We start from the raw sequence: 22,883 nt of genomic DNA, 5'->3' as shown, positions 1-22,883 counted from the left end.
GTTTGAGGAGATGGCTCCTTAAGCCTTAAGTTATCGTAGATGAGTTATCGTAGATGAGCTATCCTAGAAATGACTGTAGAACGAATGGGCTCAACTAGAACAATTTGTCCGCACGATCCATCAATGCCCCCCCCTCAGCCAGGGTTTGATGCATCGCCTCGTCCTCTTGCTGATGACGCAAGCGCATGGCAATGCGGGCAGCCCGGTGAAGAGTCGTCAGGTCCCGAATCGCCTGGTGATGGTTGGTCGCTAAGCAAGCCCGACCCACATAATTAATCTCATCCGAGTAAGCCCATGTGTGCTCTTCCTGGTGCTTGTTATCCAGGGCGATTCGGGCCGGGACTTCTCGGGCTAACAGGGCGTTCCATTCGGCTACATGCTGGCGAAGTAAGGCCAATCGCTGATCATTGTTTTCGTTGTCTATCCCCATATCTTATACCTAACTCGATTGGAAGCGGAATGGGCATTTATATTCAGGAAAACCGCTTAGCCCCTACCGTTTACTACCGACAGCGTTTGGCCGATAGTCAACCAAGCTATTGAATGGCTGCCCATTTCTGAAATAAATCAACTAGGTTGCTTAATCTCATGAGGGAGCCTTTCGAGAGATAATTAGCAACCGACAGGAGCCGAGGATGCAGCGCAGCTTCAACCAGCATCAGGGCTGGTAAAATTGAAAGTGGTAGTTGTTTAAATACTTCAGTGTTTGGATAAACTGCCTGCGCTCTACCCCGTCTAGATCGGCTAGGACGCTGGTGGGAATCTGCTCAAACTGGGCGTAGACCCGCTCAATCATGGCTTGTCCCTGCTCAGTCAGCGACAGGCGTTTAGCCCGACCATCGCGCTCGTCGGGCGTTTCCTGGATTAGTCCGTTTTTAATCAGACGGCGAAGCATATCCATGCCGGTGGTGAGTTCGGTGGCGTTAGCCAAACACACTTCTTTCTTGGTTGGCTGATCCATCCGAGAAATTAGCGACAAAAACAGAAATTCATCAGAGCTGGCAAAACCGTGCTCGGCCATAATCGACTTACCGTAGGATTTAGCATACCGGCCAAGTCGTCCGATGAAAAAACCAGCTAGAAAATCCTCGTTGTCGAAGGCTTCCGACAGCCGCTGTCCCGATTTCATCATGGGCTCGGAGTTAGGCAAGGCCGGACTTTGCGGTAGCGGGTCGAGGTGATTGAGAAGCCAGCTGGCAAACTCACGCAGACTACCCTGTGGGTGATCGTCACCGAAACGCTCCCAAGCTGTCAGGACGGGAATAGCGGATAAGTAGGGCATATTTACTTTGTTTTCGTATCAAAAAAACAATAATAATACGTAATGGTTATATTTCTATTCAGTAGTCATAATGGCGTAAAGCTACAATGTCTGGAGAGTCAACCCTTAATGTCTAACCATGTCTACCTCATTTGCAAAAAAAGTATTGATATCCGGGGCCAGCATTGCTGGGCCCACGATGGCCTTCTGGCTGGCTAAATACGGGTTCGCCGTCACCATTGTCGAGCGAGCAGCGGCCCTGCGCCTGGGTGGGCAGAACATCGACGTCAATGGGCCAGCCCGAAAGGTAGTCCGAAAAATGGGTATCGAAGCCGCTATTTTGGCCCAAAATACCACTGAAGTCGGTTTGCAAATTATCGGCCAGGATGGTCAAGTAGCCGGGGCGTTTCCCAAAGAGGCATCGCTCACCGGAACGCGCGAGCTGGAAATTTTGCGGGGCGACCTGGTCAGCATTCTGTATGATTGCTCGAAGGAGCACGTCGAGTACCTTTTTGACGATTCGATCATAACCCTGGAGCAGCACCCCAACAGGGTATCCGTAACGTTCGCCAGCGGTAAAACCGAAACGTATGATCTGGTCATTGCGGCCGATGGAGTTCGGTCGAAAACCCGGCAACTGATGTTTGGCCAGGAGCCCCAGTTCAAATCGCTAGGCCTATACATCGCCTACATGACCATCCCTCGGCAGTCAACCGATAACGATTGGTGGCGCTGGTACACCGCCGTCGACCGCCGGGTGCTCATGCTTCGCCCTGATAATAAGGGCACCATTCGGGCGTCAGTGGCTTTCCTGGAAGACGAGGGTGAAATCCGCAAGCTACGTCAGACCGACGAGCAGAAAAGCTTCCTGAAGGCCAGGCTGGCTGGTGCGGGCTGGGAAGCCGACCGCATCCGTCAGGCCATCGATGATACGGATGACCTGTATTTCGACGAAGTCGGTCAGATAAAAGCCCCCCGCTGGTCAGCGGGACGGGTCGCCAATCATGGCGACGCAGCCTATTGCCCCACGCCCATCAGTGGAAAAGGTACGACGTTGGCCATTGTAGGGGCTTATATGCTGGCGGGTGAGCTGTCGCGGCACCAGCGGTACGAGGAGGCTTTTGCGGCCTACGAAAAGCGGATGCGCCCTTACGTTGAGGAGGTGCAGAAACTGCCTCCGGGCACACCCGGGCTGGTGTACCCGGAAACGAAATTTGGTGTGTCGATACTTAATACAGTAGCTGGACTGGTGGCCAGCAAACCTGTTCAGACGGTAGTTGGTCTATTTAGTGCTGATGATGCCGATGAAAAAAAAGAAGGTATCGACTTGCCCAACTATTAGAAACCAATGAGGTGCCGGTGTTACAGGCTTTGAGTGCGTGTTATTCTGATTGGCTCAGAGCCTCTAGTGCCGAACAGCCCCGGTTTCTACTCTCCAACCGGCCAAATGAGTCAAGCATTAACCGGTCACCTGTTGGCTTTTAAAACGCTTTGAGCTCATTTTGTTATTACTTATTCTACCTGGTTCTCTATGAAAACTGTCCTAATTACCGGAGCAAATAAAGGCATCGGTCTGGAGACGGCGAAGCAGCTCCTGCAACAAGGTTATTATGTATTCCTGGCCAGTCGCGACCCACAAAGGGGGCAAGCGGCCATTGACCATTTGCAAGGCCTTGGCTTCACGCAATTTGAGTTTATTCAGCTTGATGTTACTGACAGTGCCTCCATCCAGGCTGCCCACCATAGTTTAGGTCATAAAATTCAAGCGCTCGACGCGCTCGTTAACAATGCCGGGGTGCCTAGCCGCATGCCCCAGACGCCCTTGGAAACCGACTTCGCCGACTATAAGCGCGTCATTGACACGAATTACCTAGGGGCGGTCCATGTTACGCAGGCGTTTATGAGTCTGCTACAACAATCCCCCCATCCCCGCATCGTGAACGTGAGCTCAAGTTTGGGGTCGCTGACGCTGCAATCAGATCCATCCTGGAAATACTATGGGGTGATGCCGGCTAGTTACGTGCCCTCCAAAGCAGCACTGAACGCCTATACCGTCGTCTTAGCGTACCATCTGCGGGATACCCCATTGAAAATAAACGCGGTGGATACCGGTTTTCCAGCAACCGATTTAAACAATCATGCTGGCACCGAAACGGTCGAAACAGCTGCGGGGCGAATTGTAAAAGCGGTGCTGATCGGGCCGGATGGACCAAGTGGGCAGTTTTTTAGTGACGATAGCGGACCTGAAACGGGACTTATTTCTTGGTAAGCAGAAAAGGATGAGAAATTTACTAGGAGTCGCTAGGCCCGCCACCGGTTTGGGGTTGGTTGGCAGCGTCCATTGCATCTATAGTTGCAGATTGGCTCTAGCTGCAGTTGGATTAAGTGTTTCAAGCAGAGGTACCTGTAGCGATCTTTTACCATTGATGCAGCCTAATTTAATGACTACTGCTAGCCAACAGTATGCTTATCCGTACCTTTTAACACCCGAATTAATGAGCAGATACATGAATACTTCGTCTTCTGTAGCGGGAGCCTATTCATAAACGTTTCCTTGTCTCACTTTGGAGCATTTACTGAGATTTTGTCCGTTAGGGTGTTCATTAATCAATGGCCGTTTATAGGTCAACAAACTAAATCTTCACGGCCCATTCAGTAGCTTTAAAAATGAATGACAATTCAGGGCAGAACCTGACGTATCATGTAGGTTCTGCCCCAAGGGCGCTACTGACTGTGCTCGACCAAGGCGGAAATGTAGTCCTGCAACGTGGTGGCCCCACGTATGGGTGCAGCAGGTAGCTCATAGGTCTGATCCAACGTAATGGCTGTCATGGCCGCCATCGACTCAGCGGCTGGCCCAGAAAAACCGGTCTGCTGTAAAGTGCTTACCCAGGCCTCTCGCGGCGTTTCAACCGCTTTAACCGCTTTGCCCAGTGCAGCGGCAAAGGCAGCGGCCACATCGGCCGACGAGTAGCGTTGGGGCCCTTCAACATAGTGTAAGCCGGTTTTTTCAACCGATTCCTGTAAGAGACGAGCCCCTACTGCCCCCAAATCCTGCGGGGCAACCATGGGCAAGGTGAAATCAGGCGGATACAGCGTGTGGACTTGACCGACTTGTCGGGCCGTTGGCAGGGCCATATCCCAATTGCTCATGTAGTAAGCCGCTCGAACAATACTGGTAGGAATGCCCGTTTGAACTAACCCCTGTTCCAACTCATAGAGCACCCCTAGATCACCCACCCGATTGCCAGGCTGTGCACCATACGTTGATTCAACGACGATCTTTTCAATGCCTGAATCCGGTAAAGTCGCTAGAATCGATTGGACACTTTTGCGTTCTTCCTGAGCCGTGTCAGTGGTGATGGGGGCGGGCGGGTTAAGCACGAACAGACGTTTGCCCCGCTGGAAAACCGTCCGTAACTGGTTGGCCTCATGCACGTCCGCTATAGCGACGGTTGCTCCTTTCTGCTGCCACTCTTCCTTTTTCAGGGCATCGTGGGTAATGATGGTGACGTCCTCACCTTGGTCCAATAATAATTGAGCTACCACTGATCCAACATGGCCCGTAGCCCCCAGAATGATGTACATAACGTTCTTGAGTTTAACAATTGAGAATGACCAACAGCTACTGCTATTGGCTGTCTCGTCAAAAGTAGAGTGGCCCTGCGACAAGGGTGTGTCAGGGGTAGCTAGCTTTATTCACCCAAGGTCTCAAAATATTGCTTCAAGGTGAGTGGGTGCGGAGTAAAAGTCTCCGTCAGTACATCAAGCTGCTCGATGCGGTCAAGCCTAAAGATGCGATAGGCACCGCGCAGCCCACACCAAGCCACTAACAACCAGTTCTCCTGAGTGCTCATCAGCAAAGCGAAGGGTTCTACCGTTCGACAAGTTAATTCGTTCGAAGCGGCCCGGTAGTCGATGCGTACCCGCTGAAAGTTGGTCAGGGCACCCTGTAGAGTGGATAGATAACGGCTTTGGGGTTGGGCGTTGGCATACACCTTCAGGCGAGAAGCCAAAAAATTAGCCTTCTCTTGGGTAGGGCTGCGCAAAACGGCTTTGAGCTTGGTCATCGCCTGGCTGTAAGCCTGCACCAAAGAAGTATCCTGATTGTTAAGCAACAGGTGCTCCACTGTAATCAGCGCATTCGCTTCGGCTTGAGTAAATGCGACAGGGGGCAGTCGGTAGCCCTCGACTAAGTCATAGCCTTTTCCTTCTTGGGTCAGGATAGGCACACCGGCGCTTTCCAGGGTTTTGATGTCGCGGTAGATGGTGCGGACGCTCACTGAAAATCGGCTAGCCAGTTCAGTCGCCGTAATGAGTTGTTTAGTTTGTAAAATGGTTTGGATAGCCACTAAGCGGGAAAGTCGTTTTGTTTCGGCATCAACCATACTTACTGATCAGTTCATGAGAGGCTAAAATTACGAAACGAAAACTATCGTTTATTACTGGGCTACACTCCTATATAATGTTTGCTCATATCAGGCTACGAGCGTTATATAAGAATCGAGGAAGTAGTCCTTCTAGCAAGAATGGCATGCCCAGAGGTAAATCACTTTGCTAAACCAGGACAGGTCATAGACTCCCTCGCATGCAACGTTGAGCGTTAGCCAGTATCCTTATCTCGTATCTACTTCAATAGCTGTTATGAGATTTATCTACTTACTGGGAGCGTTCCTGTTACCTTTTGAAACCCTGGCCCAAACCACTCCCCTTCGCAAAGAGATGGACGCCTTATTTAGGCAGGCTTCTGCCAGACCCCAGGTATTGCTGCTGGGAACCTTTCATTTTGCCGGAGAACAAGTCGATGTGAACACCACGCCAGCCGAGCTGCGGGTCAATATCCTAAGCCCAAGCCGGCAAGCCCAAGTGGAGGAAGTCCTCAACCAGATTACCCGCTTCAAGCCTACCAAAATTGCCATTGAGGCTTCGCCAAACGCAAAGCATTACATCGACTCTGTTTATAGAGCCTACCGAAGGGGAAATTTTCAGGGGGACAAGCGAGTCAGGATGGATGATGAACTCTATCAAATCGGGTTTAAACTCGCCGATCGGTTAGGCCATAGCGAGCTTTTTCCGATTGATGCTCAACCGTTTCGTGTTCGCTTCAGTCCAGCGGACTCCTTGACTATGTTTACCAAATACGAACATCAATCCGATACCAGCTTCGCTTATTGGGACAAGCAGTACACCGCCTATTCAACACTACAGGACTCGTTAAAATATACGGCAACGGTGAGTGACTATTTACGCTTTTTGAACGAGGAGATCACGCAGGCGCGTAGCATTGGTCGGTGGTTGGTGACCACCAAGCGGGGGACCAACCGAGAACCGATTGGCGCCGATGGTTTTATCTCCCGGTACTATAATCGAAACCTTCGGATCTACTCGAACGTCCAGCGGCTAGTGAGTAGTCCGTCGGACCGTATCCTGGTGTTGTATGGCAATACCCACCTGTATATTCTGAAACATTTACTGAATGCTAGTCCTGAATTTGACCTGGTAGACACGCTGGACTACTTGAAATAAGTGGTCTACTCTTCTCACATTAGGGAGCATTTATTGAGACGAGAGATTATTTGATTGCTTCTGCAAGCGCTTCCTGTGGTTTCTCCCCCATTCCTCCATGGGATTCGCCACACGTTGAACACTTAAACAATACTCTGTAATGGCGTACTCAATCCTAACTGGATAGTCATCAACCACCGTCCGGGTGATCATTAAATTATCCTCCAAGTGCTTCAATTCTTTGGAGAGTACTCGGTTGGTAATTTTGGGAATAGAGTTACTAATGTCGTTAAAGCGCTTATTGCCACTGTAAATCGAAAGAACGATGGGAATTTTCCATTTACCGCCAATCACATACATCGTGTCTTGAATGGCTTCAATTTTCTGCTGAAATCGATTTTTGTCAGTCATTAATTTAAGTATCCTTTTGTATACAAGTATCAAAGGTATACTTTACGGCTATAAGTTTACGCCACAAACAACTTAAAAATAAGAGTCAAATGAAAACGATCTTCATCACCGGTGCTTCGAGCGGTATCGGTAAAGCAACCGCCAAGTTATTTCAGCAACAAGGCTGGAAAGTTATCGCCACCATGCGAACTCCTAAAAAAGAGACAGAGCTGACCAAGCTGGATAATGTGGTTGTTCTGCCGCTTGATATTACCGATGTTGAACAAATACAAGCAACGGTTAAGAAAGCCATTTCGCTAGCGGATATCGATGTCGTACTAAATAATGCGGGCTATGGTTTGCTAGGTTCATTAGAAGCATTCACCGATGAACAAATTGTCCAGCAAATCGACACCAATTTTTTAGGGACAATTCGAGTTACGCAGGCATTCATTCCCTATTTTCGAGAGCAGCAAAGAGGATTATTTATCAACGTAACCTCAATTGGTGGGCATACCAGCTTCCCTTTTACGAGTGTTTACAATGGGACAAAATGGGCCGTTGAAGGCTGGAGCGAGTGTCTATCCATTGAATTATCGTTATTCAATGTCAGTGTTAAAACCGTCTCGCCAAGTAGTACAAAAACAGAGTTGTTTACCCATAATTCCGCTGTAACCCCCCTTCCCTTTTATGAAACAGCGGAAAAGAAAATGGTGAGCATGATTAAACCTGCTTCTGCACCCGAAGAGATTGCCGCCGTCATCTATGAAGCAGCGACGGATGGTAAGGATCAACTACGGTATTTTGCGGGCAAAACTGCCCAAGCCCTTTACAACCGACGTCTTGAAGTAGGCGCTGAAGCTTCCAGGAAGGAAATTAAAAAAATGTACTTCTACGCACAACATGTTTAATTGTTAGCTCAACTATACATGTATACATTAACAAGCCCCTGCTCTATTTATCAATGGTTGCGGGGGCTCTATCTTGGAATATTGACAAGGGCCAATTAATCTTTAATCATGTTAAAACCAGAACGTTCTTTACGACCTAGACCCAACTATGTTTGTCTCTTTAATCGCCCCATTTATGGAACAAGCACATAAACGTTTTTGATCTTTTCTAGAAGTATCATTCGAATCTCAACTACCTACAATAGAATTACGCAAGTGTAGAGTTTTTTAAAAGCTGATCTATTAATGTGGTTTTACATAATGTGTAAGTTTATATTTGATAATGTAAAAAGAATGCTGTATCTTTAATCTGTAGTCAAACAGACATTAATGGTCATTATTACCAAAACCATTCTCAACGAGTTTGGTCTTCAACACACCGGAGCGGCTGCGGCTCTCAACGAATGGTACGCCATCGTTAAGGCCGCTGACTGGAAATCGCTGGCCGATGTCAAGCAAACCTTCAACTCCGTCGATTATGTAGGTAACGACCACTATGTCTTTAACATCAAAGGGAATCATTACCGATTGGTAGCGATGATTTTCTTTGACAAACGAACCGTATTCATTCGATTTGTGGGTACCCATGCCCAGTATGACAAAATACCGGACTGCTCAACTATTTAATCACTTTCATCCATGCAACAGCCAACCACTTACGCCGACTATCAGCAACTGATGGCTCAGATTGAAACCCTGCTTCAAAAATCGATAGCGGGAGGGGGCTTTGCTGTGTTGAGCTCAGATGAAGCCACGGAGCTTGCTCAACTTTCGGAATGGGCCGAAGCTTATGAAGATAGCATTCCGCTGATGCCCATCAAAGTGCCGCAGTCGATTGCGGAAATGATCGAGTTCAAGATGTATGAAAAGAAGATGAAACAACGCGAGATGGCTCAACTCCTGGAAGTGCCCGAAACTCGTTTATCGGAGATCCTGCGGGGCAAGCGCCGGGTCAACCTGGCCATGGCCAAGACTTTACGCACCAAATTGAAGATTGATGCTGACTTTATTTTGGAACATGCCTAAAGCATAGCCATCTCATTTTTTTGAGCATTTATTGAGAATAAGCACTAGCAGAAACTAGTTAAAGTTATCGCCGAACCAGGAACTGGGACTTAGTCTCTACCCCTTTGCCATTTATCGTGCCTGGATTCCAACGGGGCATCGAGCTACACACTCGGGCTATTTCTTTTTTCAACGTAGGATCAGCATCATACGTTGGGACTAATTGGGTGACTTTACCGGTTTCATCAAGGGTAGCTGTCAACCAAGTCTTTCGAGCTATTTTAATAGGCGTTTCCGCTTCCTCAATTTGATGAAGAACATAGGCATTTAGCTTGTCTTCCCCGCCTGGGAATGAAGGCGGAGACTGTGTTTTAAGGGTTGGTAAAGGCCCATACGTATTATAGGTAATAATGGGGTTACCTGCATTAAGTCCGCTTTGGGCAAGTGAATTTAAACGAACAGTGGCCAAAAATGTAACGCAAAGCAGGAATGAGAAGGATAGATTTGATTGGCTAGTCATAGTCTTTATTCTTGTTTTTTTGAGGAGATGCCGCCAGTATTCAGTTGATTGCATCCCTCTACAAAAGTATCGACTAGCACTTGCCCTTATGAATCCCGCGTCACAGCAAATGTCTGTTTTCGTCTGTCTTATTTAGAAGCGATTTTATGAGATTGTAATCGATTACTTGTTGTTAAGTACTCGTTTCATGAGCCGCTTTAGCTAGTCTATTTCTTGTTGTTGCTGCCTGTCCTTTTGCATAAGGTGTTGATTGGTCTTTTCTAACTGAATACTATACAAGGTCAACTCTTCCACTTTCTCCAAGAGCGTTGCATTCAGCTTCACCAGATCAATCCCTTCTTGGGCTATCTGCGCTGCTGAAGGAACGCCGGGTAGATGCCCATGTTGGTCAACATAAATAGCCACGGCGGACAGAGGACGCAACGTATACCCCCTAGTGAAGACCTTATCACTCCATTCACTGACCTTGTTGATGCGTAGCGCATAACGGGCTTTGACGATTTCACCCCGTTCATCCACCGTTAGGAACTGATCGGTGGCCAGCGAAGCGGGGCTAGACTTGGTAAGCTGGCTCATCCGAATGCCACTTTTATCGGGGGATGGACTCACCACTTCCAATCGATCGGTGGGTGTCGATGTGCCAATGCCTACGTTGACCCCCTGACCCAGAATTAGCGCATTGCTGGACAATACCCGGCTGTTGGCTCCGATAGCAATCGCATTTTGTAAACCATCCGCTGCCTGGCTGTTGTAACCCATTAGTACGTTGTCGTTACTGTTGGTAATGGCCGTGCCCGAGTTTGGCCCAATAATAATGTTATTGCTGCCCGTACTATTATTAAAGCCCGCCAGATAGCCCATAAAGGTGTTGTTGCTGCCTGTGGTCGTATTGCCCCCACTGGAAGCACCCATAAAGGTGTTGTTGATACCGGTGTTATTGCTAAAACCCGTGCCACTCCCCACAAACGTATTGTAACTCCCTTGACCATTGCTGTAACCGGCCTGACCACCCAAGAATGTATTGTTGGCCCCGGTTGTGTTGCCGATGCCAGCCGTAGAACCCGTGAAGGTGTTAAGCGAACCGATTGAGTTTGAATACCCAGCCTGGTTACCGCTAAACGTGTTATCTGAGCCGGTCGAGTTAGTGTAACCCGCCTGGCTTCCGGCAAACGTATTGGCCGTGCCTGTGGTGTTTGCATAACCCGCCTGAGTGCCCACAAAAGCATTCGCAGAGCCGTTGCTGGTGCTATAGCCCGCTTTAAAGCCCACAAACAAATTGCCGGATATGACATTATTAAGACCCGCTGAATCGCCCAGGGCAACATTGTAGTTGCCGACCGTATTTTTAGATAAAGCCCAGTTTCCCAGGGCTACGTTACTCGAGCCGGTGGTATTGGCGCTGGCGGTGTAGTTGCCGATGAAACTGTTGAACCTGCCCGTGGTGTTTTTCCAACCTGCCGAATAGCCCAGAAAGGTATTATAAATACCCGTGGTATTATAGGCGCCTGCATCGTAACCAATAAAGCTATTGGAATGGCCCTCAACATTGTTATATCCGGCTCCCGCACCGACAAAACTGTTAAAAGCTCCTTTTGACTTGTAACCCGCCCCCAGGCCAATAAAAACATTCTGACTACCGATTGAATTGGTCCCAGCATTGGGACCGATCAGGGTATTATATTGTCCGGGCGTGGTCGAGTTGGCGACATTAGCCACGTAATTACCTTGGGCCAACAGGGGAGTTGCTAAAAGCCAACAGGCTAACAGCGCATAGAGTTGTTTCATTATCTAGTCAGGAATAAGTTTTTGATGAATATAGTTTATAGATTGACTGCGGATTGTCTGCTCAGCCGAGAAAAAGCTGTTGTTTTTAGTATTCGGCTAAGCGGCTGTCACCTTAGGTTGTAAAGCTCCTGAAACGTAGGTTGTACACGCGAATAGTTTAGTGTGCTTTTCTAAAAGAGGTTGTATAGGGGTTGTGCAACAGCCACTGATGTTATGATAACCAGGGAGAAAAGTTAAAAAAAATTGGTGTTCTGTTATACAGCTAATTTAGATGTTCTCAACTGATTTTTGTGAAGGCAAGGTTTTGTCTCTGCGTGACGACGGTGGCCGATCAGCTCCGGGGTACCGGTTGCTGTCCCTTTTTTGAAGTTACCCGCTATCATTTTCTGCGTCCATCGCATTACTGTGCAGTACAATTAATCGCCCGAATTACGGGTACGCAAATCTCTCTTCGTCTCATATGGGAGCGAATTGTGAGACAGTGATCTTTTTTGACCTTCAAAAGCCATCCATAGCATACGACTCCTTACTGCCTAAATTAATTGGTCTTTACGCTAGTCACCTTTTGTAAGCGGGACCTTAGGTTGGCGGTAGAGACGAATTAGCCCCCAAACTAAACCGATCAAGGCAAGCACGACGACCGCGGCTAGTTCATGCTGTCGCAGATCCGTGATGAGTACTTCCAAGCCTTGAGCGATCGCGTTACCCGCCAAGGCCACCACCAGGGCCCAGATCAGCGCTCCCACTCCATTCAGTAGCGTGAATTGGCGGGCTGGGTAGGCTGATATTCCAATAGCGACTGGAATTAGGGTCCGTAAGCCCAACAGCGCGCGAAACCCCAGCACCAAGCTAGTGCCGTAGCGTTGTAGCATGGCGTCTACCCGAACCAGACGCGATTGCCAGGCTGGACGACGGCTAAGTAAAGCGGTGCCAAAGCGATCGCCGAGCACAAACCAAATTTGGGCCATCGTAAAGGAGGCTAGGGCGGCCAGGCCAATCACCACGGGCAGGGCGAAGTAGCCTCGGTGAGCTAGATAAGCAGCCAAGATCAAAAACGCCTCGCCTTCCAGTAGTACACCCACAAACAGGATCGGGTAGCCATAGGTAATGATCAAGGACTCAAGAGGCATGTGTAGTCGAATAAACGGGTCAGTCTTAGGCAAGAACAGACTAGTGGCGTCTTTGTTTCTAGCTGCTTAAAGAGTGATTTACGGGTGTTCTGCTCACTGGCTCTTCGATATGGCCTTTTTTAGGCGTCCGCCTAAAAAAGGCCATATCGGCATTGTTTGATTGCTTAGATGACATCTTCTTCGTTTCACTTTATGGAGCCTTTTTATAAGACAGTTGAATAGGCAACATTTTTGTCAAGTACAACCAACTACTTAGGGGCCAAAATCTGCAGCAGTCCGTAAACGTGAGTGTTGGCTTAGTTTGATTTTCTATATACTAACCATCTGTAAAGAAATACCAACATCACGCCAATCTGAATGGCTGCCCAAAACCAATTCCTATCTAAACTGTAACCAATAAATGTCAGTAAAAACATGAGAGCACCCAGCAACAGAGACCAGTCCTTACGACCTTTCCGTAGCGCGTAGTACATCCCTACGACAACGAGAAGACGAGCAACCAATAATAACGCAATCATACTACAAGTTTTATTGGCTTAGTCGGAGTCGAACGCATAACTGCAAACGTTTAATTCCGACTTAATTCGTCACTCAGTTCGACACACGGTTAAATACTAACGTATTTGGTAGGTAGTAAAATCAGCCTTTTGTGAAACAGTATCTAGCGCGGGCAGAATCTATGATCAACTCCAATGGCATTCGTTACCGAGTCTTGTCAACGTACCCGATCAGGGGATTGAATAGCGAACAGAAAAGGTGAGAAAATGTAGCAAATACCTCTTCTTGTGAAGATGGTACTATTTGTCGTGATTCACCCCTGTAAACGTCGCTTTCACACAGCGCTTCAGGCTAAAACGCTTTCTATCTTTGGGTATTCGATAAAGTTTAAAAGCCAATCCGAATCCTGCTTTGAGAAGCCTTTCAAAACAGGCAATAGGCTTCAATCAATTCGACCAATAGCAACTACAATGGCTGTCCTATCTCAATCAAGCAAACAACAAAGTAAGCCTGACGACAGTGGCTATGCGCCTGTCAATGGCATCCACATGTATTACGAAGTATATGGCCAGGGAAGCCCAATCGTGTTGTTGCATGGGGCATATATGACCATTGAGATGAACTGGGGACAACTCATACCCGAATGGGCAAAAAACAGAAAAGTCATTGCGGTTGAATTACAGGGTCACGGACATACCCCCCTCTCAGATAGACCCTTGTCACGGTCTACTTTAGCCCGTGATCTGGAAGGCCTCCTGAATCATCTCAACATTGAGTGTGCAGATGTAGTGGGCTATAGTTTTGGCGGTTCTGTAGCGTATCAGTTTGCCATACAAAGCCCTGAACGGGTAAGCAGATTAGTGATCATTTCGTCGACCTATAAAAGCAGTGGCTGGTTGCCCGAAGTGACCGACCGGTTTAAGCAAACCAAGCCTGAATTTTTTACTAACACGCCTTTGCAAGTCGGCTATGAGGCAGTGGCACCGGACAAAAGCAACTGGACTGCGTTCGTAAAGCAAATGATCGCTTCGGCATCAACACCCTATGACCTGGGTGATGCCAATATTGCGCAAATTTCGGCGCCCGTGCTGATCATTGCTGGCGACCATGACGGGTTGGATAAACTGGAATTGATCAAAACGTATCAACGCCTGGGTGGTGAGCGCAGTACGGATCTGGGCACCATGCCCAAATCCCAATTGGCCATTGTTCCTGGGCAAGGGCACGTGTCGCTGATGAGCCAAACAAAGACAATCCTGGATTATGTGAATGGCTTTCTAAAGTGAAGACCACGCCTTCGTCACCTGACGGCATCCTGCTGATCATCTTCCTTGAACTTGGTATAGCGAATCAACTGATTTTTCCGGGCTATGAAGCCATCCCCGGATTGCATACTATAGCCCTTTCGACCGTCATACGCCTTCATGGATCCCTTTAGTAGGAACAGGAAGTAATGGTCTGAAATAAATTGCTCCGGTGAAAGTTCAGGCCCTAAATGACAGGAATGGATTTGATTGGTAGTCATTTTTTGAAGTCTGACGGTAGCGCATAAAGTTACACCGGAATCTCACTATCCAGGCTGGCCAAAATAGCTTCTTCTTTGCTTCGTGGGTGCCAATCTAACCTATCTTTGGCTTTCTGATTCGACAGGGCAATGTAATACGTCGGATCAATAGGCTTCAGATCGGCCATCCTACCGGCTTTTTGAGGGCGTTCTTTTTTGATAAGCTGTGCCACATCATAAAAACTGACTACACCGTCTGAAGTTGCCAGAAACCGTTGATCTTTGGCTTCAGGTAGTACCATCGCTTTGATATGAAGATCGGCCACATCACGGACATCAACCACCCCAAAGGTAAATTGGGGGCTTTGGGTAACCGTACCTTCGACGAGCGCTTTAATCACTGCCTCATACGAAGCCGGAAAAATGCCGCCAATAACGGGACCAAAAATGCCTACCGGATTGATAACCGTCAGTTCCAAGCCCTCTCCCTGATCCCGAATAAACTCCCAGGCCGCTTTTTCGGCGATTGTTTTGGATTTGATGTAGGCTTGAACCGGAGCCTTTTCATCAGTCCAGTCGTTTTCGGTAAACGTATGCCCGTTGGGGTCAGTACTGTAGCCAATGGCGGCAAATGAAGAGGTCATCACCACCCGTTTTACGCCCGCTTTGCGGGCCGCTCTCAAAACCCTCAATGAACCATCCCGAGCCGGTATGATGAGTTCGTTCTCGTCTTCAGGCTGTACTACTGGAAAAGGGGAGGCTACGTGCAAAACATAGGTGCATCCCTGAACTGCCTGCTCCCAGCCCTCATCGGCGGTTAGGTCGGCTTCCACATAGGACAACTTTTCCAAGTCGACCATTCCGGATTTATTTAAGGCATCAACGATAGCTTCTTTTTTAGCCAACGAGCGTACTGTCGTTTTGACGGTGTAGTCTTTTTGGAGTAGACTCAAAATCGTGTGAATACCCACAAAACCGGTACCTCCGGTTACTAATACGGTTTGATTTGTCATTGTTTGCTGGTTTATATACAGGACCAAAATTGGGGCGTAAATCGTTGGGGAGGTTTGTTATAAAGGTCAAATTTTGTTTGTTGTGGAGGTCAACTGTCAGTAAGACGAACGAAAACGTTGGTAAAATTTGCGGCTGTCGACTCATATTCCGCCTATCAGCTGGGAAGATTTTAAAAGCGGATCGGATAGACTTTCAGACAGCCATTTAATAGGGTAGACGTATTTGGCTGTTAGTCATTTTCTGTGCGACGATACTACTTTCAGATGATATGAAACTAGATTGATTTCTTATATCAAATAAAGCCCCAATTAACAGACAAACCCGTGAAAATCCATTCGTCTCAGACGGGAGCCTTTTCTGAGAAAGCCCTTGAGAAGGGTACTCAGTGAAGAGAGATAGATGCAAAAGCAAACCTGCCTCTATTCTAACGGTAAACAGTTGGTTCACTGACCAGTAAAATGACTTAATAGCCCCCTTGATTTGTCGCATTCCGCCTATCACCTTTGCCAAAGCCGTCCTAGCTTTGTGACCCTCAATCAGCAACATGAGAAAGTTAGTTGTATTCGCCCACATCTCCCTGGATGGCTTTGCCGCCGACAGCCACGGCGGCCTGGGTTTCTTATCCTACAATCAGGAGCTCCAAGAATTCGCCGATGAACTGGTAAAAACCGTAGGCGCGCCGGTTTACGGCAAGCATACCTATCAGTTAATGGCAGGCTACTGGCCTACCGTTTTAGCCGATCCAACGGCCAGCCAACCCGAACTTGACCATGCCCGATGGGTGGAGCAGATTCCCAAAATCGTTTTTTCCACTACCCTGCCCAGTGCGGACTGGCATAACACGAGGTTGATCAAAGACAACGTGGTCGATGAGATCACCCAACTCAAACAGCAACCCGGCAAAGACCTGGTGATTTTCGGCAGCCCTAGCCTAGCCAAAAGTTTCCTGCAACTGGGCCTGATTGATGAATACAAATTAACGCTGCATCCGGTCATACTTGGGGAGGGAATCCCGCTATTTGACAGCCCTTCACCCATGAATAAGTTAAGGTTATTAGAATCAAAAACGCTCGGTTCTGGGGTAGTGACGCTGCATTACGGGGCTCAATAGCCTGCTAGAAAAGGCCCCTTAAGCTCTACCCATTGTCTGTTCATCACTCATCGCATTGTACGCCATTCATTGATCCCTTATGAGCGCCCTGGAGAATAAACACCTGATGGAAACGATTTTCTCTGAATTAGCAACGGGCAATGATGAGCCCTTTCTGGAGGCAATGGCCGACGATATGCGATGGAGTTGGATGGGTAGTGGGCAATGGGCAAAGACCTTTCAGGGCAAGCAGTCCGTAGTGAACGATATATGGGGGGCGGTGAAGACAACTTTACTTCCTCCTTATAAAGCGACTGCTACCCGTATTATAGGGGACGGGGAGTACGTTGTGGTCGAAGCGATTGGTCATAACACGACGCCTGATGGCAAGGTGTATAATAATCGCTACTGCTGGGTATGCTGCATTCAAGAGGGTAAACTACGAGCGATCAGCGAGTATATGGATACTGAATTGGTGACAACCACCTTCCAATAGTATTCTTTGACTGGTCCTCCCATGAACCTTGTTAAAATACATGAAATGGAGCGTTTACATAAGAATAAATAAGGAGGTAGCCACTAAATAAAGAGAGAAGTAACAATTCAAGAATGAGGCATTTTGTCGGGGTCTGGCTTTAGGGATATAATTTCACCATTAGCTGAAATATCCAGATATAGCAGCAGTTTCTCCCGCAGGTCTGCTATTGAATAAATTGTCCCGCGATCATCCATGTTGATAATTGGCACTGCGTATTTCCGAGCGAACGTGTAAGCTTCCTGTTCGTCAAACCATGACATATTTTCTCCGAGCCCTCGACCAAGGGTATCATTCACACAAACTTCAAGATTTGGCTAATTCTCGTATTGTCTATGGCCTATTATAATTCGGTACTGTCAGGGTTAGAATTCTATTAAATTTATTTATTGGCAGTAAAAACGCTACGTTCGAGCGGTAGCTTTCAGGGAAGATTATTCCTATTTTCCACTGATAACCAAGACGATAATGGCCATTGAACCCAATCAACCCCAACCAGAACCTTCAGCAATTCCTGCCGGACAAGTGGCTCCCCACATGCTTCCGGTCAGCGCCAGCAGCCTCCGATCAGGCACGATTCGTTCCCGGCCCGCTCGGGGCACATCCCAGCATAATCCGGGAGTCTTTCCGCTTTCTCCACTAACGCACCGCACGCAACGATTCCAGCCCCTTCCCATTCCATTGGGTGAACCGCCCTACCACATTGATTTGAGAACGATGGTTCTTGGTATTGATGAGTTGGTTAATCGGACTGGCCAACTTGTCTTCCATACGGTGGGAGATACGGGAGGCATTAAAAATCCGGATTATCAACGGGCTGTGGCCAAAGCCATGAAAACGGATTTAAATGGAGATGAAACGGAGCGGCCCCGTTTCTTTTACCATTTGGGTGATGTGGTTTATTACAATGGGGAAATTGCCAAGTATTATGATCAATTCTACGAACCCTATGATCATTACGATGCGCCAATTATTTCAATCCCAGGCAATCATGATGGCGATCCCATCGACAATCAGCAAACATCGCTGGATGGCTGGGTACGCTATTTTATGACCCCCATGCCTGTGGTGAATCCCGATTCCCACGATGCGCCACGGGTAACCTTATCCCTGCCCAATGTCTACTTTACGCTCACATGTCCCTTGTTAACCATAATCGGGGTGTACAGTAACGTGCCTGAGGGTGGTTCCATAGACTCGGTTCAACAGCAGTGGCTCACCCATGAGTTTGCCACCGCTCCGCAGGACAAAGCGCTTATACTTGCCATGCACCATCCGATTTATTCGTTTGACGATCACCACAGCGGAAGCGCTCGAATGGCTGACGCCTTGCAGCATGCCATCAATGACTCGCGCCGTGTCCCCAATATGGTTTTGACGGCTCATGTTCATAACTATCAGCGAATTGAACGCCCCATTATTGAAGGCGGAGTGACGCCATTCATTGTTGCGGGTAACGGCGGTTATGCGCACTTGCATGGGATCAATGCTGATGCTGATACGACCGACCCAGATACACAAGCACACCTCATTACGAGTGACCATACCTCACATGGGTATGTGACCTTGACCGTTTCCGCTGATACGATTCAAGGAAAGGCCATACTTATTGATGCTGCTGGTAATCAACGGGATTTTGACACGTTTTCTTATCCAGCCGCCGCCCAGATTTTAGCAGATGGCGTAATGGTCAATCTATAACAACGCTATCTCGGAGAATTCTGTCAAACAAAAGGAAAGCTCGGTATGAGCTTTCCTTTTGTTTGATCTACTCATGAGTGTATGGCCGTGGATATCTGTTTGCGAATGCACGAAGCCAGCTATTTTATGAGTTTTGATCTTATATAAACGTCGGTCTTTATAGTATTAGTCTAGTTTTGTTCACATGCTAACTAGCGTATGCTTTTGAACAAAACTAGACTAATGAAGCATCCACCGTCGCTCAGAAAGAGCGAATTATGAGATAGTAATTTAATCTCTGTCCACTCTATTGAGCAACATACGCTGAAAGCGTTCACGAAAAGGTTTCAATCAATGAACGCTTATGTTTAAACATGTATTTAAAGAAATTACTCAATTTCTCGCCTGTGCCTTTTAACTATAGCAAGGGCCTAGCCCTTTTATCCGCTTTCGCTTGACGAGCTACACTCATATCTGTTCGACTTTCAGCTTTAACATTCTACCTGGATCTGCACTAGCTGCTTAGCCCAAAAGAAGCTCTCAACGGTCTAGGCTAAACCCTAACGTAGCAAAGGCTTGCTTGAGCTTTGCTCTTGTAAACGGCTTCTCCAGATAATAATTCGCCCCTAAGGCCATCGACCGCTCTACCTCAAGCGTACCAGAAGCATTCATAAGAATGAGTTTGGGTGAAGGAGTCATCTGCTGGCTATCCGTTAGCAACCGCCAAGCGGCCCCTTCAGGAAGCTTTAGACTAATAAAAGCAACAACAACTTCCCCTTGTTGCATGAGTAAACGAGCCTCCTCAAGGGACTTGGTTAGCCTAGGGGTAAGCCCAAGGCGACCTAACAAGCCACTTAACAGCAAATAGCTGTCCGGGTCAGGGTCAACCAGCAGGGTAAACGGCCAGCGATTAATTGCTTTAGGATGGGGATCACTCATGGGCACGAACGGTTAAGGCTGCTTGTATGCAGTGACAGATGTTAGCTAATTGGTCGGGGGTTATTGAAGGCGTTTTGTTTACTAACTGTCCACCAGTTTCTATGGATTACGTAAGGTAATAAGTACGGATTTAATTTCACCTGCTTGTTCCGACAAGCGAGCGTCAATTGGTAAAGCTGACCTCCTGGTTACGGTTACATGCCCAAATGAAGCCTTCGTTAAATGAACGTTTTTTGTATCAAGTAAGAGGGTATTTGTGAGATTGAAATATGGTCGTTTGCTTAGTACTAGGTTGACGGTTTTCTTCCTTTAATGTTCAACGTGTAAAACAATAGGCTAAGGAAAGCAAACCCACCTTTACTTTCGAGGAAGTATATACGTTACTAATCTAGTTGTATCCTGTCTGGTATTACACCAGTAAGCCAAGCTTTATCGATACGAGTTGTGCCAATAGAGCAAATCGTACATTGGCAACGCATGCTCTCTAAATTAAAAAGATTTATTGGCTATCTTACTCTGAGAAATGCCTCACCATAGCTAGTTACTGAATTGAAAGAGCCTACCCAAGACCATTTCACATCTACTCCCCGTAAACAGACGCTGCTGTATCCCAATGCCCCTTGGTATTTTGGGCTGGCCGTTATCATAACCTGGCTGGGATTTTCCCGGTCTTATTTTTCCCGACTCACCCAGACTGACCTCTATCATCATCTGCATGGGGCTTCCGCCGGATTATGGATGGGTTTGCTGATTCTACAACCTATTTTGTATCGACGTGGGCAATTGGCTTTGCATCGAAAACTAGGTTGGATCGGCACGATTGTGCTTGTGCCTGCCCTGCTGATTGGGGGAGTCAAGATGATGCACCTGATGCTCCAGGCAGCCGATGCGTACCCGCCCGGAGCCGTTTATCAGCTTTCTTTTATCGATGCGTCCTCCTTGCTGCTTTTTTCCTTGTTTCTGGGCTTGAGTTTATGGAATGGGCAACGATTGGCCCTCCATGCCCGCTATATGGTTTGCACCGTCCTCATTATCCTGCCGCCGGCTATTACCCGCCTATTATTTTTTATTCCCTGGTTTGACAGTTTCGCTAAAACACTGAATGGTAGCTTTGTCGCCATCGAAGTGGTATTACTGTTTCTGCTGGTGGACGATCGACGAATAGGTCGGCTACAACCCGCGTACCCGTTGGCCTTAGGGCTCTTTCTACTATTGCATCTAACGATGAACTTAGCGGGTCAGTGGTTATGGTGGCACACACTAATGGATCACTTCGCTAGTTTGTAAGTAAGTAGGTTTCTCTTAGTCCCTCTGCCATTTTGTAGTTTACCTGAAAACGTACGAAAAAGGGGGTTACCTGACCTATTATCGAATTTCTTAGAATAGGGCGAAAGATCGGTTGCGTCGTCGTAAACGCCCATTTTGGGCCACATACTTATATACTTGGATCGGTCTAGTAAGAGCTTATATCCCTGTGCTCAACCAGCTTGCCATAATAGGCTAAACCATGGACTTCATGTTTCAGAATAAGGAACTTGATTGAGTGAACTTTTGTAGTTAGCTTAGTCTAAAACTTCATTGTCATGGCCTTAGCATTGCCTTTTATAGCACCTAACCCAGCCCTGCTGCCTCGGCTCTTGACCGAGCAGGAAATCATATCCCGTAGTCGACAAGGCGTGCTGCGCGCCGAGGCCGACCGCGTGGCCGCTTTGGTGGGCTTAACCGATAAGGAATTGGCCGTGGCCTTGGGCTTATCCGCTTCTTACCTGCATCGGCTCAAGCTTGATCAGCGCATCAGTCAGGATGCCTCCGAGCGGCTGCTGCTGCTGGAGAACCTGCTCCTGCACGCTTTGGATACCTTCGAGGAACGTAGCAAAACCGTCCTAAGCTGGCTACGCTCACCCTTACGGGAGTTGGACTACCAACCCCCCTTACAGGCCCTGGATACGGTCACAGGCTATACATTAGTCGACCGAGTGCTGGGCCGCATTGACTATGGTATCTTCGGGTAAGCTATGGCCATCGTTTATCGCGTGGTGCGGCAGAAGTATGCCGACCGTCCCCTGGATGTTACCGGTACGTGGCTCAACGGAGGTCGTTGGAATCCACCGGGTGTTGGCATCCTCTATACGGCTGAGCATCCTGCTTTAGCTTTAGTAGAGATCTTGGTCCACATGCCCCAAGTACCCTACGATGAGCTACCCGCCTACCGGTTGTTCAGTTTGGAGTTACCCCAGGATAGCCAGCGGGTCGTGAACGCGGTTGGCCTACCGCCTTACTGGCAAGAGAACACCTACCACCGGAGTCAGCATCTTTTGGCTGATTGGCTAGCCAAGCCGGATGTGTTAGCCTTGGGTGTACCCTCCTCGGTGATGCCATTAGGCTATAACTACTTACTGCATCCGGCCCATAGTAGTTATGGCTCGATACGGGTGATTGACGAGAAGCCTCTGGTAATTGACCCCCGCTTGTGGTCGAAGTAAGCTAAGGCAACAGCAACTCCCTTCGTCTCGCTTAGGAGCGTTTTGATGATACAGGAGTCTCCAACTCTTTTAAGTAACAAAGGGTCCTGCTAGTAAACAGGAAATTATGCGATTTTATTTGGTGCTATTCTGTATGACCTCTTTGCTAGTATGCTGCAAGGAAGATGAGGTTCCATCGGTGGCTTCAAGTTGCTACCCGAGTGTAAAAGCAATTCGATCTGAGCGGGTAACCGATGCGGCTGTCACCGTTCAAGCTTCAGGTGGCTTGGCTACTGGTTATCAGCTTGTGGCCAGTAACGGAGTCGCCTGGGGTGCCTGTAATCTGCCCGACGAGTTTAAGCACAACGGCCTGGCCATTTATGTAAGCGGTTACTAGCTTACTTGGCCAGAATTAGCGTATATGAACCTAAGTCCGCTGCCTTTTGAGGTTACCGGAGCCAAATTGAGATAGCCTTAGGCGTTCACTTCTTCCCTGCTATCTTGTCTCAAGGAGGAGAGTTTGAGGAGATGGCTCCTTAAGCCTTAAGTTATCGTAGATGAGTTATCGTAGATGAGCTATCCTAGAAATGACTGTAGAACGAATGGGCTCAACTA

The 22,883-nt window shown here is 47.9% G+C and carries 26 protein-coding genes; 14 read left to right on the top strand and 12 right to left on the bottom strand.

Going from position 1 to position 22,883, the window contains the following annotated elements:
* Nucleotides 1-94 precede the first annotated feature (94 nt).
* Both ACYVEA_RS33415 and ACYVEA_RS33410 read right to left on the bottom strand, forming a co-directional pair.
* On the bottom strand, nucleotides 95-430 hold the full coding sequence (locus ACYVEA_RS33415; RefSeq protein WP_461117721.1) for a hypothetical protein: 336 nt from the start codon (nucleotides 428-430) through the stop codon (nucleotides 95-97).
* A gap of 228 nt (nucleotides 431-658) precedes the next feature.
* Nucleotides 659-1,282: a MarR family winged helix-turn-helix transcriptional regulator gene (locus ACYVEA_RS33410; protein WP_461117720.1), complete on the bottom strand. Its 624-nt coding sequence runs from the start codon at nucleotides 1,280-1,282 to the stop codon at nucleotides 659-661.
* 118 nt (nucleotides 1,283-1,400) lie between these two features.
* On the opposite strand from ACYVEA_RS33410, the gene ACYVEA_RS33405 reads away from it, so the two are divergent.
* On the top strand, nucleotides 1,401-2,603 hold the full coding sequence (locus ACYVEA_RS33405; protein WP_461117719.1) for an FAD-dependent monooxygenase: 1,203 nt from the start codon (nucleotides 1,401-1,403) through the stop codon (nucleotides 2,601-2,603).
* Between the two features lie 189 nt (nucleotides 2,604-2,792).
* Nucleotides 2,793-3,530, top strand: coding sequence for an SDR family NAD(P)-dependent oxidoreductase (locus ACYVEA_RS33400; protein ID WP_461117718.1), 738 nt, complete (start codon nucleotides 2,793-2,795; stop codon nucleotides 3,528-3,530).
* A 455-nt stretch (nucleotides 3,531-3,985) separates the two neighbouring features.
* Here ACYVEA_RS33400 and ACYVEA_RS33395 read toward each other — a convergent pair whose 3' ends face one another.
* Both ACYVEA_RS33395 and ACYVEA_RS33390 read right to left on the bottom strand, forming a co-directional pair.
* Nucleotides 3,986-4,849: an NmrA family NAD(P)-binding protein gene (locus tag ACYVEA_RS33395; RefSeq protein WP_461117717.1), complete on the bottom strand. Its 864-nt coding sequence runs from the start codon at nucleotides 4,847-4,849 to the stop codon at nucleotides 3,986-3,988.
* Nucleotides 4,850-4,956: 107 nt separating this feature from the next.
* Nucleotides 4,957-5,649, bottom strand: a complete 693-nt coding sequence (locus ACYVEA_RS33390) for a helix-turn-helix transcriptional regulator (RefSeq protein WP_461117716.1) — start codon at nucleotides 5,647-5,649, stop codon at nucleotides 4,957-4,959.
* A 256-nt stretch (nucleotides 5,650-5,905) separates the two neighbouring features.
* Here ACYVEA_RS33390 and ACYVEA_RS33385 point away from each other — a divergent pair, with 256 nt between their 5' ends.
* The gene (locus ACYVEA_RS33385) at nucleotides 5,906-6,787 is read left to right on the top strand and encodes a DUF5694 domain-containing protein (protein WP_461117715.1); all 882 of its coding nucleotides are present in this window, start codon (nucleotides 5,906-5,908) and stop codon (nucleotides 6,785-6,787) included.
* 30 nt (nucleotides 6,788-6,817) lie between these two features.
* Here the strand turns inward: ACYVEA_RS33385 and ACYVEA_RS33380 are convergent, their stop codons facing one another.
* The gene (locus ACYVEA_RS33380; RefSeq protein WP_461117714.1) at nucleotides 6,818-7,177 is read right to left on the bottom strand and encodes a winged helix-turn-helix transcriptional regulator; all 360 of its coding nucleotides are present in this window, start codon (nucleotides 7,175-7,177) and stop codon (nucleotides 6,818-6,820) included.
* An 89-nt stretch (nucleotides 7,178-7,266) separates the two neighbouring features.
* Between ACYVEA_RS33380 and ACYVEA_RS33375 the strand changes: the two genes are divergently transcribed.
* The 3 genes from ACYVEA_RS33375 (at nucleotide 7,267) to ACYVEA_RS33365 (ending at nucleotide 9,132) form a co-directional block, all read left to right on the top strand.
* The gene (locus tag ACYVEA_RS33375; RefSeq protein WP_461117713.1) at nucleotides 7,267-8,067 is read left to right on the top strand and encodes an SDR family oxidoreductase; all 801 of its coding nucleotides are present in this window, start codon (nucleotides 7,267-7,269) and stop codon (nucleotides 8,065-8,067) included.
* A 369-nt stretch (nucleotides 8,068-8,436) separates the two neighbouring features.
* On the top strand, nucleotides 8,437-8,733 hold the full coding sequence (locus tag ACYVEA_RS33370) for a type II toxin-antitoxin system HigB family toxin (RefSeq protein WP_461117712.1): 297 nt from the start codon (nucleotides 8,437-8,439) through the stop codon (nucleotides 8,731-8,733).
* A 12-nt stretch (nucleotides 8,734-8,745) separates the two neighbouring features.
* Nucleotides 8,746-9,132, top strand: a complete 387-nt coding sequence (locus ACYVEA_RS33365; protein ID WP_461117711.1) for a helix-turn-helix domain-containing protein — start codon at nucleotides 8,746-8,748, stop codon at nucleotides 9,130-9,132.
* Nucleotides 9,133-9,196: 64 nt separating this feature from the next.
* On the opposite strand, the gene ACYVEA_RS33360 is transcribed toward ACYVEA_RS33365, so the two are convergent.
* From ACYVEA_RS33360 to ACYVEA_RS33350, 3 genes are all read right to left on the bottom strand, one after another.
* Entirely contained in the window at nucleotides 9,197-9,631 is a 435-nt protein-coding gene (locus ACYVEA_RS33360) for a hypothetical protein (RefSeq protein WP_461117710.1), read from the bottom strand.
* A gap of 201 nt (nucleotides 9,632-9,832) precedes the next feature.
* A complete protein-coding gene (locus ACYVEA_RS33355) occupies nucleotides 9,833-11,416 on the bottom strand; it encodes a hypothetical protein (protein ID WP_461117709.1) in 1,584 nt (527 codons plus the stop codon).
* A 554-nt stretch (nucleotides 11,417-11,970) separates the two neighbouring features.
* Nucleotides 11,971-12,546, bottom strand: a complete 576-nt coding sequence (locus ACYVEA_RS33350; RefSeq protein WP_461117708.1) for a DedA family protein — start codon at nucleotides 12,544-12,546, stop codon at nucleotides 11,971-11,973.
* 968 nt (nucleotides 12,547-13,514) lie between these two features.
* Here ACYVEA_RS33350 and ACYVEA_RS33345 point away from each other — a divergent pair.
* Nucleotides 13,515-14,330: an alpha/beta fold hydrolase gene (locus tag ACYVEA_RS33345; protein ID WP_461117707.1), complete on the top strand. Its 816-nt coding sequence runs from the start codon at nucleotides 13,515-13,517 to the stop codon at nucleotides 14,328-14,330.
* 14 nt (nucleotides 14,331-14,344) lie between these two features.
* On the opposite strand, the gene ACYVEA_RS33340 is transcribed toward ACYVEA_RS33345, so the two are convergent.
* Together ACYVEA_RS33340 and ACYVEA_RS33335 are read right to left on the bottom strand one after the other, a co-directional pair.
* A complete protein-coding gene (locus ACYVEA_RS33340) occupies nucleotides 14,345-14,569 on the bottom strand; it encodes a hypothetical protein (RefSeq protein WP_461117706.1) in 225 nt (74 codons plus the stop codon).
* A gap of 29 nt (nucleotides 14,570-14,598) precedes the next feature.
* Nucleotides 14,599-15,561 carry an SDR family oxidoreductase gene (locus ACYVEA_RS33335; protein ID WP_461117705.1) on the bottom strand — a complete coding sequence of 321 codons (963 nt, stop codon included), beginning with the start codon at nucleotides 15,559-15,561 and terminating at the stop codon, nucleotides 14,599-14,601.
* Between the two features lie 545 nt (nucleotides 15,562-16,106).
* On the opposite strand from ACYVEA_RS33335, the gene ACYVEA_RS33330 reads away from it, so the two are divergent.
* Complete coding sequence (locus ACYVEA_RS33330) at nucleotides 16,107-16,673, top strand: dihydrofolate reductase family protein (protein ID WP_461117704.1); 567 nt, start codon at nucleotides 16,107-16,109, stop codon at nucleotides 16,671-16,673.
* Nucleotides 16,674-16,752: 79 nt separating this feature from the next.
* The gene (locus tag ACYVEA_RS33325; RefSeq protein WP_461117703.1) at nucleotides 16,753-17,148 is read left to right on the top strand and encodes a nuclear transport factor 2 family protein; all 396 of its coding nucleotides are present in this window, start codon (nucleotides 16,753-16,755) and stop codon (nucleotides 17,146-17,148) included.
* 107 nt (nucleotides 17,149-17,255) lie between these two features.
* Here ACYVEA_RS33325 and ACYVEA_RS33320 read toward each other — a convergent pair whose 3' ends face one another.
* Entirely contained in the window at nucleotides 17,256-17,450 is a 195-nt protein-coding gene (locus ACYVEA_RS33320) for a hypothetical protein (protein ID WP_461117702.1), read from the bottom strand.
* Nucleotides 17,451-17,655: 205 nt separating this feature from the next.
* Here ACYVEA_RS33320 and ACYVEA_RS33315 point away from each other — a divergent pair, with 205 nt between their 5' ends.
* Complete coding sequence (locus ACYVEA_RS33315; RefSeq protein ID WP_461117701.1) at nucleotides 17,656-18,888, top strand: metallophosphoesterase family protein; 1,233 nt, start codon at nucleotides 17,656-17,658, stop codon at nucleotides 18,886-18,888.
* A 519-nt stretch (nucleotides 18,889-19,407) separates the two neighbouring features.
* Here the strand turns inward: ACYVEA_RS33315 and ACYVEA_RS33310 are convergent.
* Nucleotides 19,408-19,806 carry a response regulator gene (locus ACYVEA_RS33310; protein WP_461117700.1) on the bottom strand — a complete coding sequence of 133 codons (399 nt, stop codon included), beginning with the start codon at nucleotides 19,804-19,806 and terminating at the stop codon, nucleotides 19,408-19,410.
* Nucleotides 19,807-20,355: 549 nt separating this feature from the next.
* Between ACYVEA_RS33310 and ACYVEA_RS33305 the strand changes: the two genes are divergently transcribed.
* The 4 genes from ACYVEA_RS33305 to ACYVEA_RS33290 all read left to right on the top strand — a co-directional run bounded on the left by ACYVEA_RS33305 (nucleotide 20,356) and on the right by ACYVEA_RS33290 (nucleotide 22,665).
* Nucleotides 20,356-21,093 carry a hypothetical protein gene (locus tag ACYVEA_RS33305; protein ID WP_461117699.1) on the top strand — a complete coding sequence of 246 codons (738 nt, stop codon included), beginning with the start codon at nucleotides 20,356-20,358 and terminating at the stop codon, nucleotides 21,091-21,093.
* Between the two features lie 296 nt (nucleotides 21,094-21,389).
* Entirely contained in the window at nucleotides 21,390-21,818 is a 429-nt protein-coding gene (locus ACYVEA_RS33300; protein ID WP_461117698.1) for an antitoxin Xre/MbcA/ParS toxin-binding domain-containing protein, read from the top strand.
* A 3-nt stretch (nucleotides 21,819-21,821) separates the two neighbouring features.
* Nucleotides 21,822-22,289, top strand: a complete 468-nt coding sequence (locus ACYVEA_RS33295) for an RES family NAD+ phosphorylase (protein ID WP_461117697.1) — start codon at nucleotides 21,822-21,824, stop codon at nucleotides 22,287-22,289.
* A 133-nt stretch (nucleotides 22,290-22,422) separates the two neighbouring features.
* Complete coding sequence (locus tag ACYVEA_RS33290) at nucleotides 22,423-22,665, top strand: hypothetical protein (protein ID WP_461117696.1); 243 nt, start codon at nucleotides 22,423-22,425, stop codon at nucleotides 22,663-22,665.
* The last annotated feature ends 218 nt before the right edge of the window (nucleotides 22,666-22,883 follow it).

It is taken from the genome of Spirosoma jeollabukense (assembly GCF_054777855.1).
This window is presented reverse-complemented; position numbering and strand designations above follow the sequence as displayed.

Coding starts and splice junctions, on each gene's coding strand:
- ACYVEA_RS33415 (WP_461117721.1), bottom strand. CDS start 430: ATGGGGATAGACAACGAAAACAATGATCAGCGATTGGCCTTACTTCGC.
- ACYVEA_RS33410 (WP_461117720.1), bottom strand. CDS start 1,282: ATGCCCTACTTATCCGCTATTCCCGTCCTGACAGCTTGGGAGCGTTTC.
- ACYVEA_RS33405 (WP_461117719.1), top strand. CDS start 1,401: ATGTCTACCTCATTTGCAAAAAAAGTATTGATATCCGGGGCCAGCATT.
- ACYVEA_RS33400 (WP_461117718.1), top strand. CDS start 2,793: ATGAAAACTGTCCTAATTACCGGAGCAAATAAAGGCATCGGTCTGGAG.
- ACYVEA_RS33395 (WP_461117717.1), bottom strand. CDS start 4,849: ATGTACATCATTCTGGGGGCTACGGGCCATGTTGGATCAGTGGTAGCT.
- ACYVEA_RS33390 (WP_461117716.1), bottom strand. CDS start 5,649: ATGGTTGATGCCGAAACAAAACGACTTTCCCGCTTAGTGGCTATCCAA.
- ACYVEA_RS33385 (WP_461117715.1), top strand. CDS start 5,906: ATGAGATTTATCTACTTACTGGGAGCGTTCCTGTTACCTTTTGAAACC.
- ACYVEA_RS33380 (WP_461117714.1), bottom strand. CDS start 7,177: ATGACTGACAAAAATCGATTTCAGCAGAAAATTGAAGCCATTCAAGAC.
- ACYVEA_RS33375 (WP_461117713.1), top strand. CDS start 7,267: ATGAAAACGATCTTCATCACCGGTGCTTCGAGCGGTATCGGTAAAGCA.
- ACYVEA_RS33370 (WP_461117712.1), top strand. CDS start 8,437: ATGGTCATTATTACCAAAACCATTCTCAACGAGTTTGGTCTTCAACAC.
- ACYVEA_RS33365 (WP_461117711.1), top strand. CDS start 8,746: ATGCAACAGCCAACCACTTACGCCGACTATCAGCAACTGATGGCTCAG.
- ACYVEA_RS33360 (WP_461117710.1), bottom strand. CDS start 9,631: ATGACTAGCCAATCAAATCTATCCTTCTCATTCCTGCTTTGCGTTACA.
- ACYVEA_RS33355 (WP_461117709.1), bottom strand. CDS start 11,416: ATGAAACAACTCTATGCGCTGTTAGCCTGTTGGCTTTTAGCAACTCCC.
- ACYVEA_RS33350 (WP_461117708.1), bottom strand. CDS start 12,546: ATGCCTCTTGAGTCCTTGATCATTACCTATGGCTACCCGATCCTGTTT.
- ACYVEA_RS33345 (WP_461117707.1), top strand. CDS start 13,515: ATGGCTGTCCTATCTCAATCAAGCAAACAACAAAGTAAGCCTGACGAC.
- ACYVEA_RS33340 (WP_461117706.1), bottom strand. CDS start 14,569: ATGACTACCAATCAAATCCATTCCTGTCATTTAGGGCCTGAACTTTCA.
- ACYVEA_RS33335 (WP_461117705.1), bottom strand. CDS start 15,561: ATGACAAATCAAACCGTATTAGTAACCGGAGGTACCGGTTTTGTGGGT.
- ACYVEA_RS33330 (WP_461117704.1), top strand. CDS start 16,107: ATGAGAAAGTTAGTTGTATTCGCCCACATCTCCCTGGATGGCTTTGCC.
- ACYVEA_RS33325 (WP_461117703.1), top strand. CDS start 16,753: ATGAGCGCCCTGGAGAATAAACACCTGATGGAAACGATTTTCTCTGAA.
- ACYVEA_RS33320 (WP_461117702.1), bottom strand. CDS start 17,450: ATGTCATGGTTTGACGAACAGGAAGCTTACACGTTCGCTCGGAAATAC.
- ACYVEA_RS33315 (WP_461117701.1), top strand. CDS start 17,656: ATGGCCATTGAACCCAATCAACCCCAACCAGAACCTTCAGCAATTCCT.
- ACYVEA_RS33310 (WP_461117700.1), bottom strand. CDS start 19,806: ATGAGTGATCCCCATCCTAAAGCAATTAATCGCTGGCCGTTTACCCTG.
- ACYVEA_RS33300 (WP_461117698.1), top strand. CDS start 21,390: ATGGCCTTAGCATTGCCTTTTATAGCACCTAACCCAGCCCTGCTGCCT.
- ACYVEA_RS33295 (WP_461117697.1), top strand. CDS start 21,822: ATGGCCATCGTTTATCGCGTGGTGCGGCAGAAGTATGCCGACCGTCCC.
- ACYVEA_RS33290 (WP_461117696.1), top strand. CDS start 22,423: ATGACCTCTTTGCTAGTATGCTGCAAGGAAGATGAGGTTCCATCGGTG.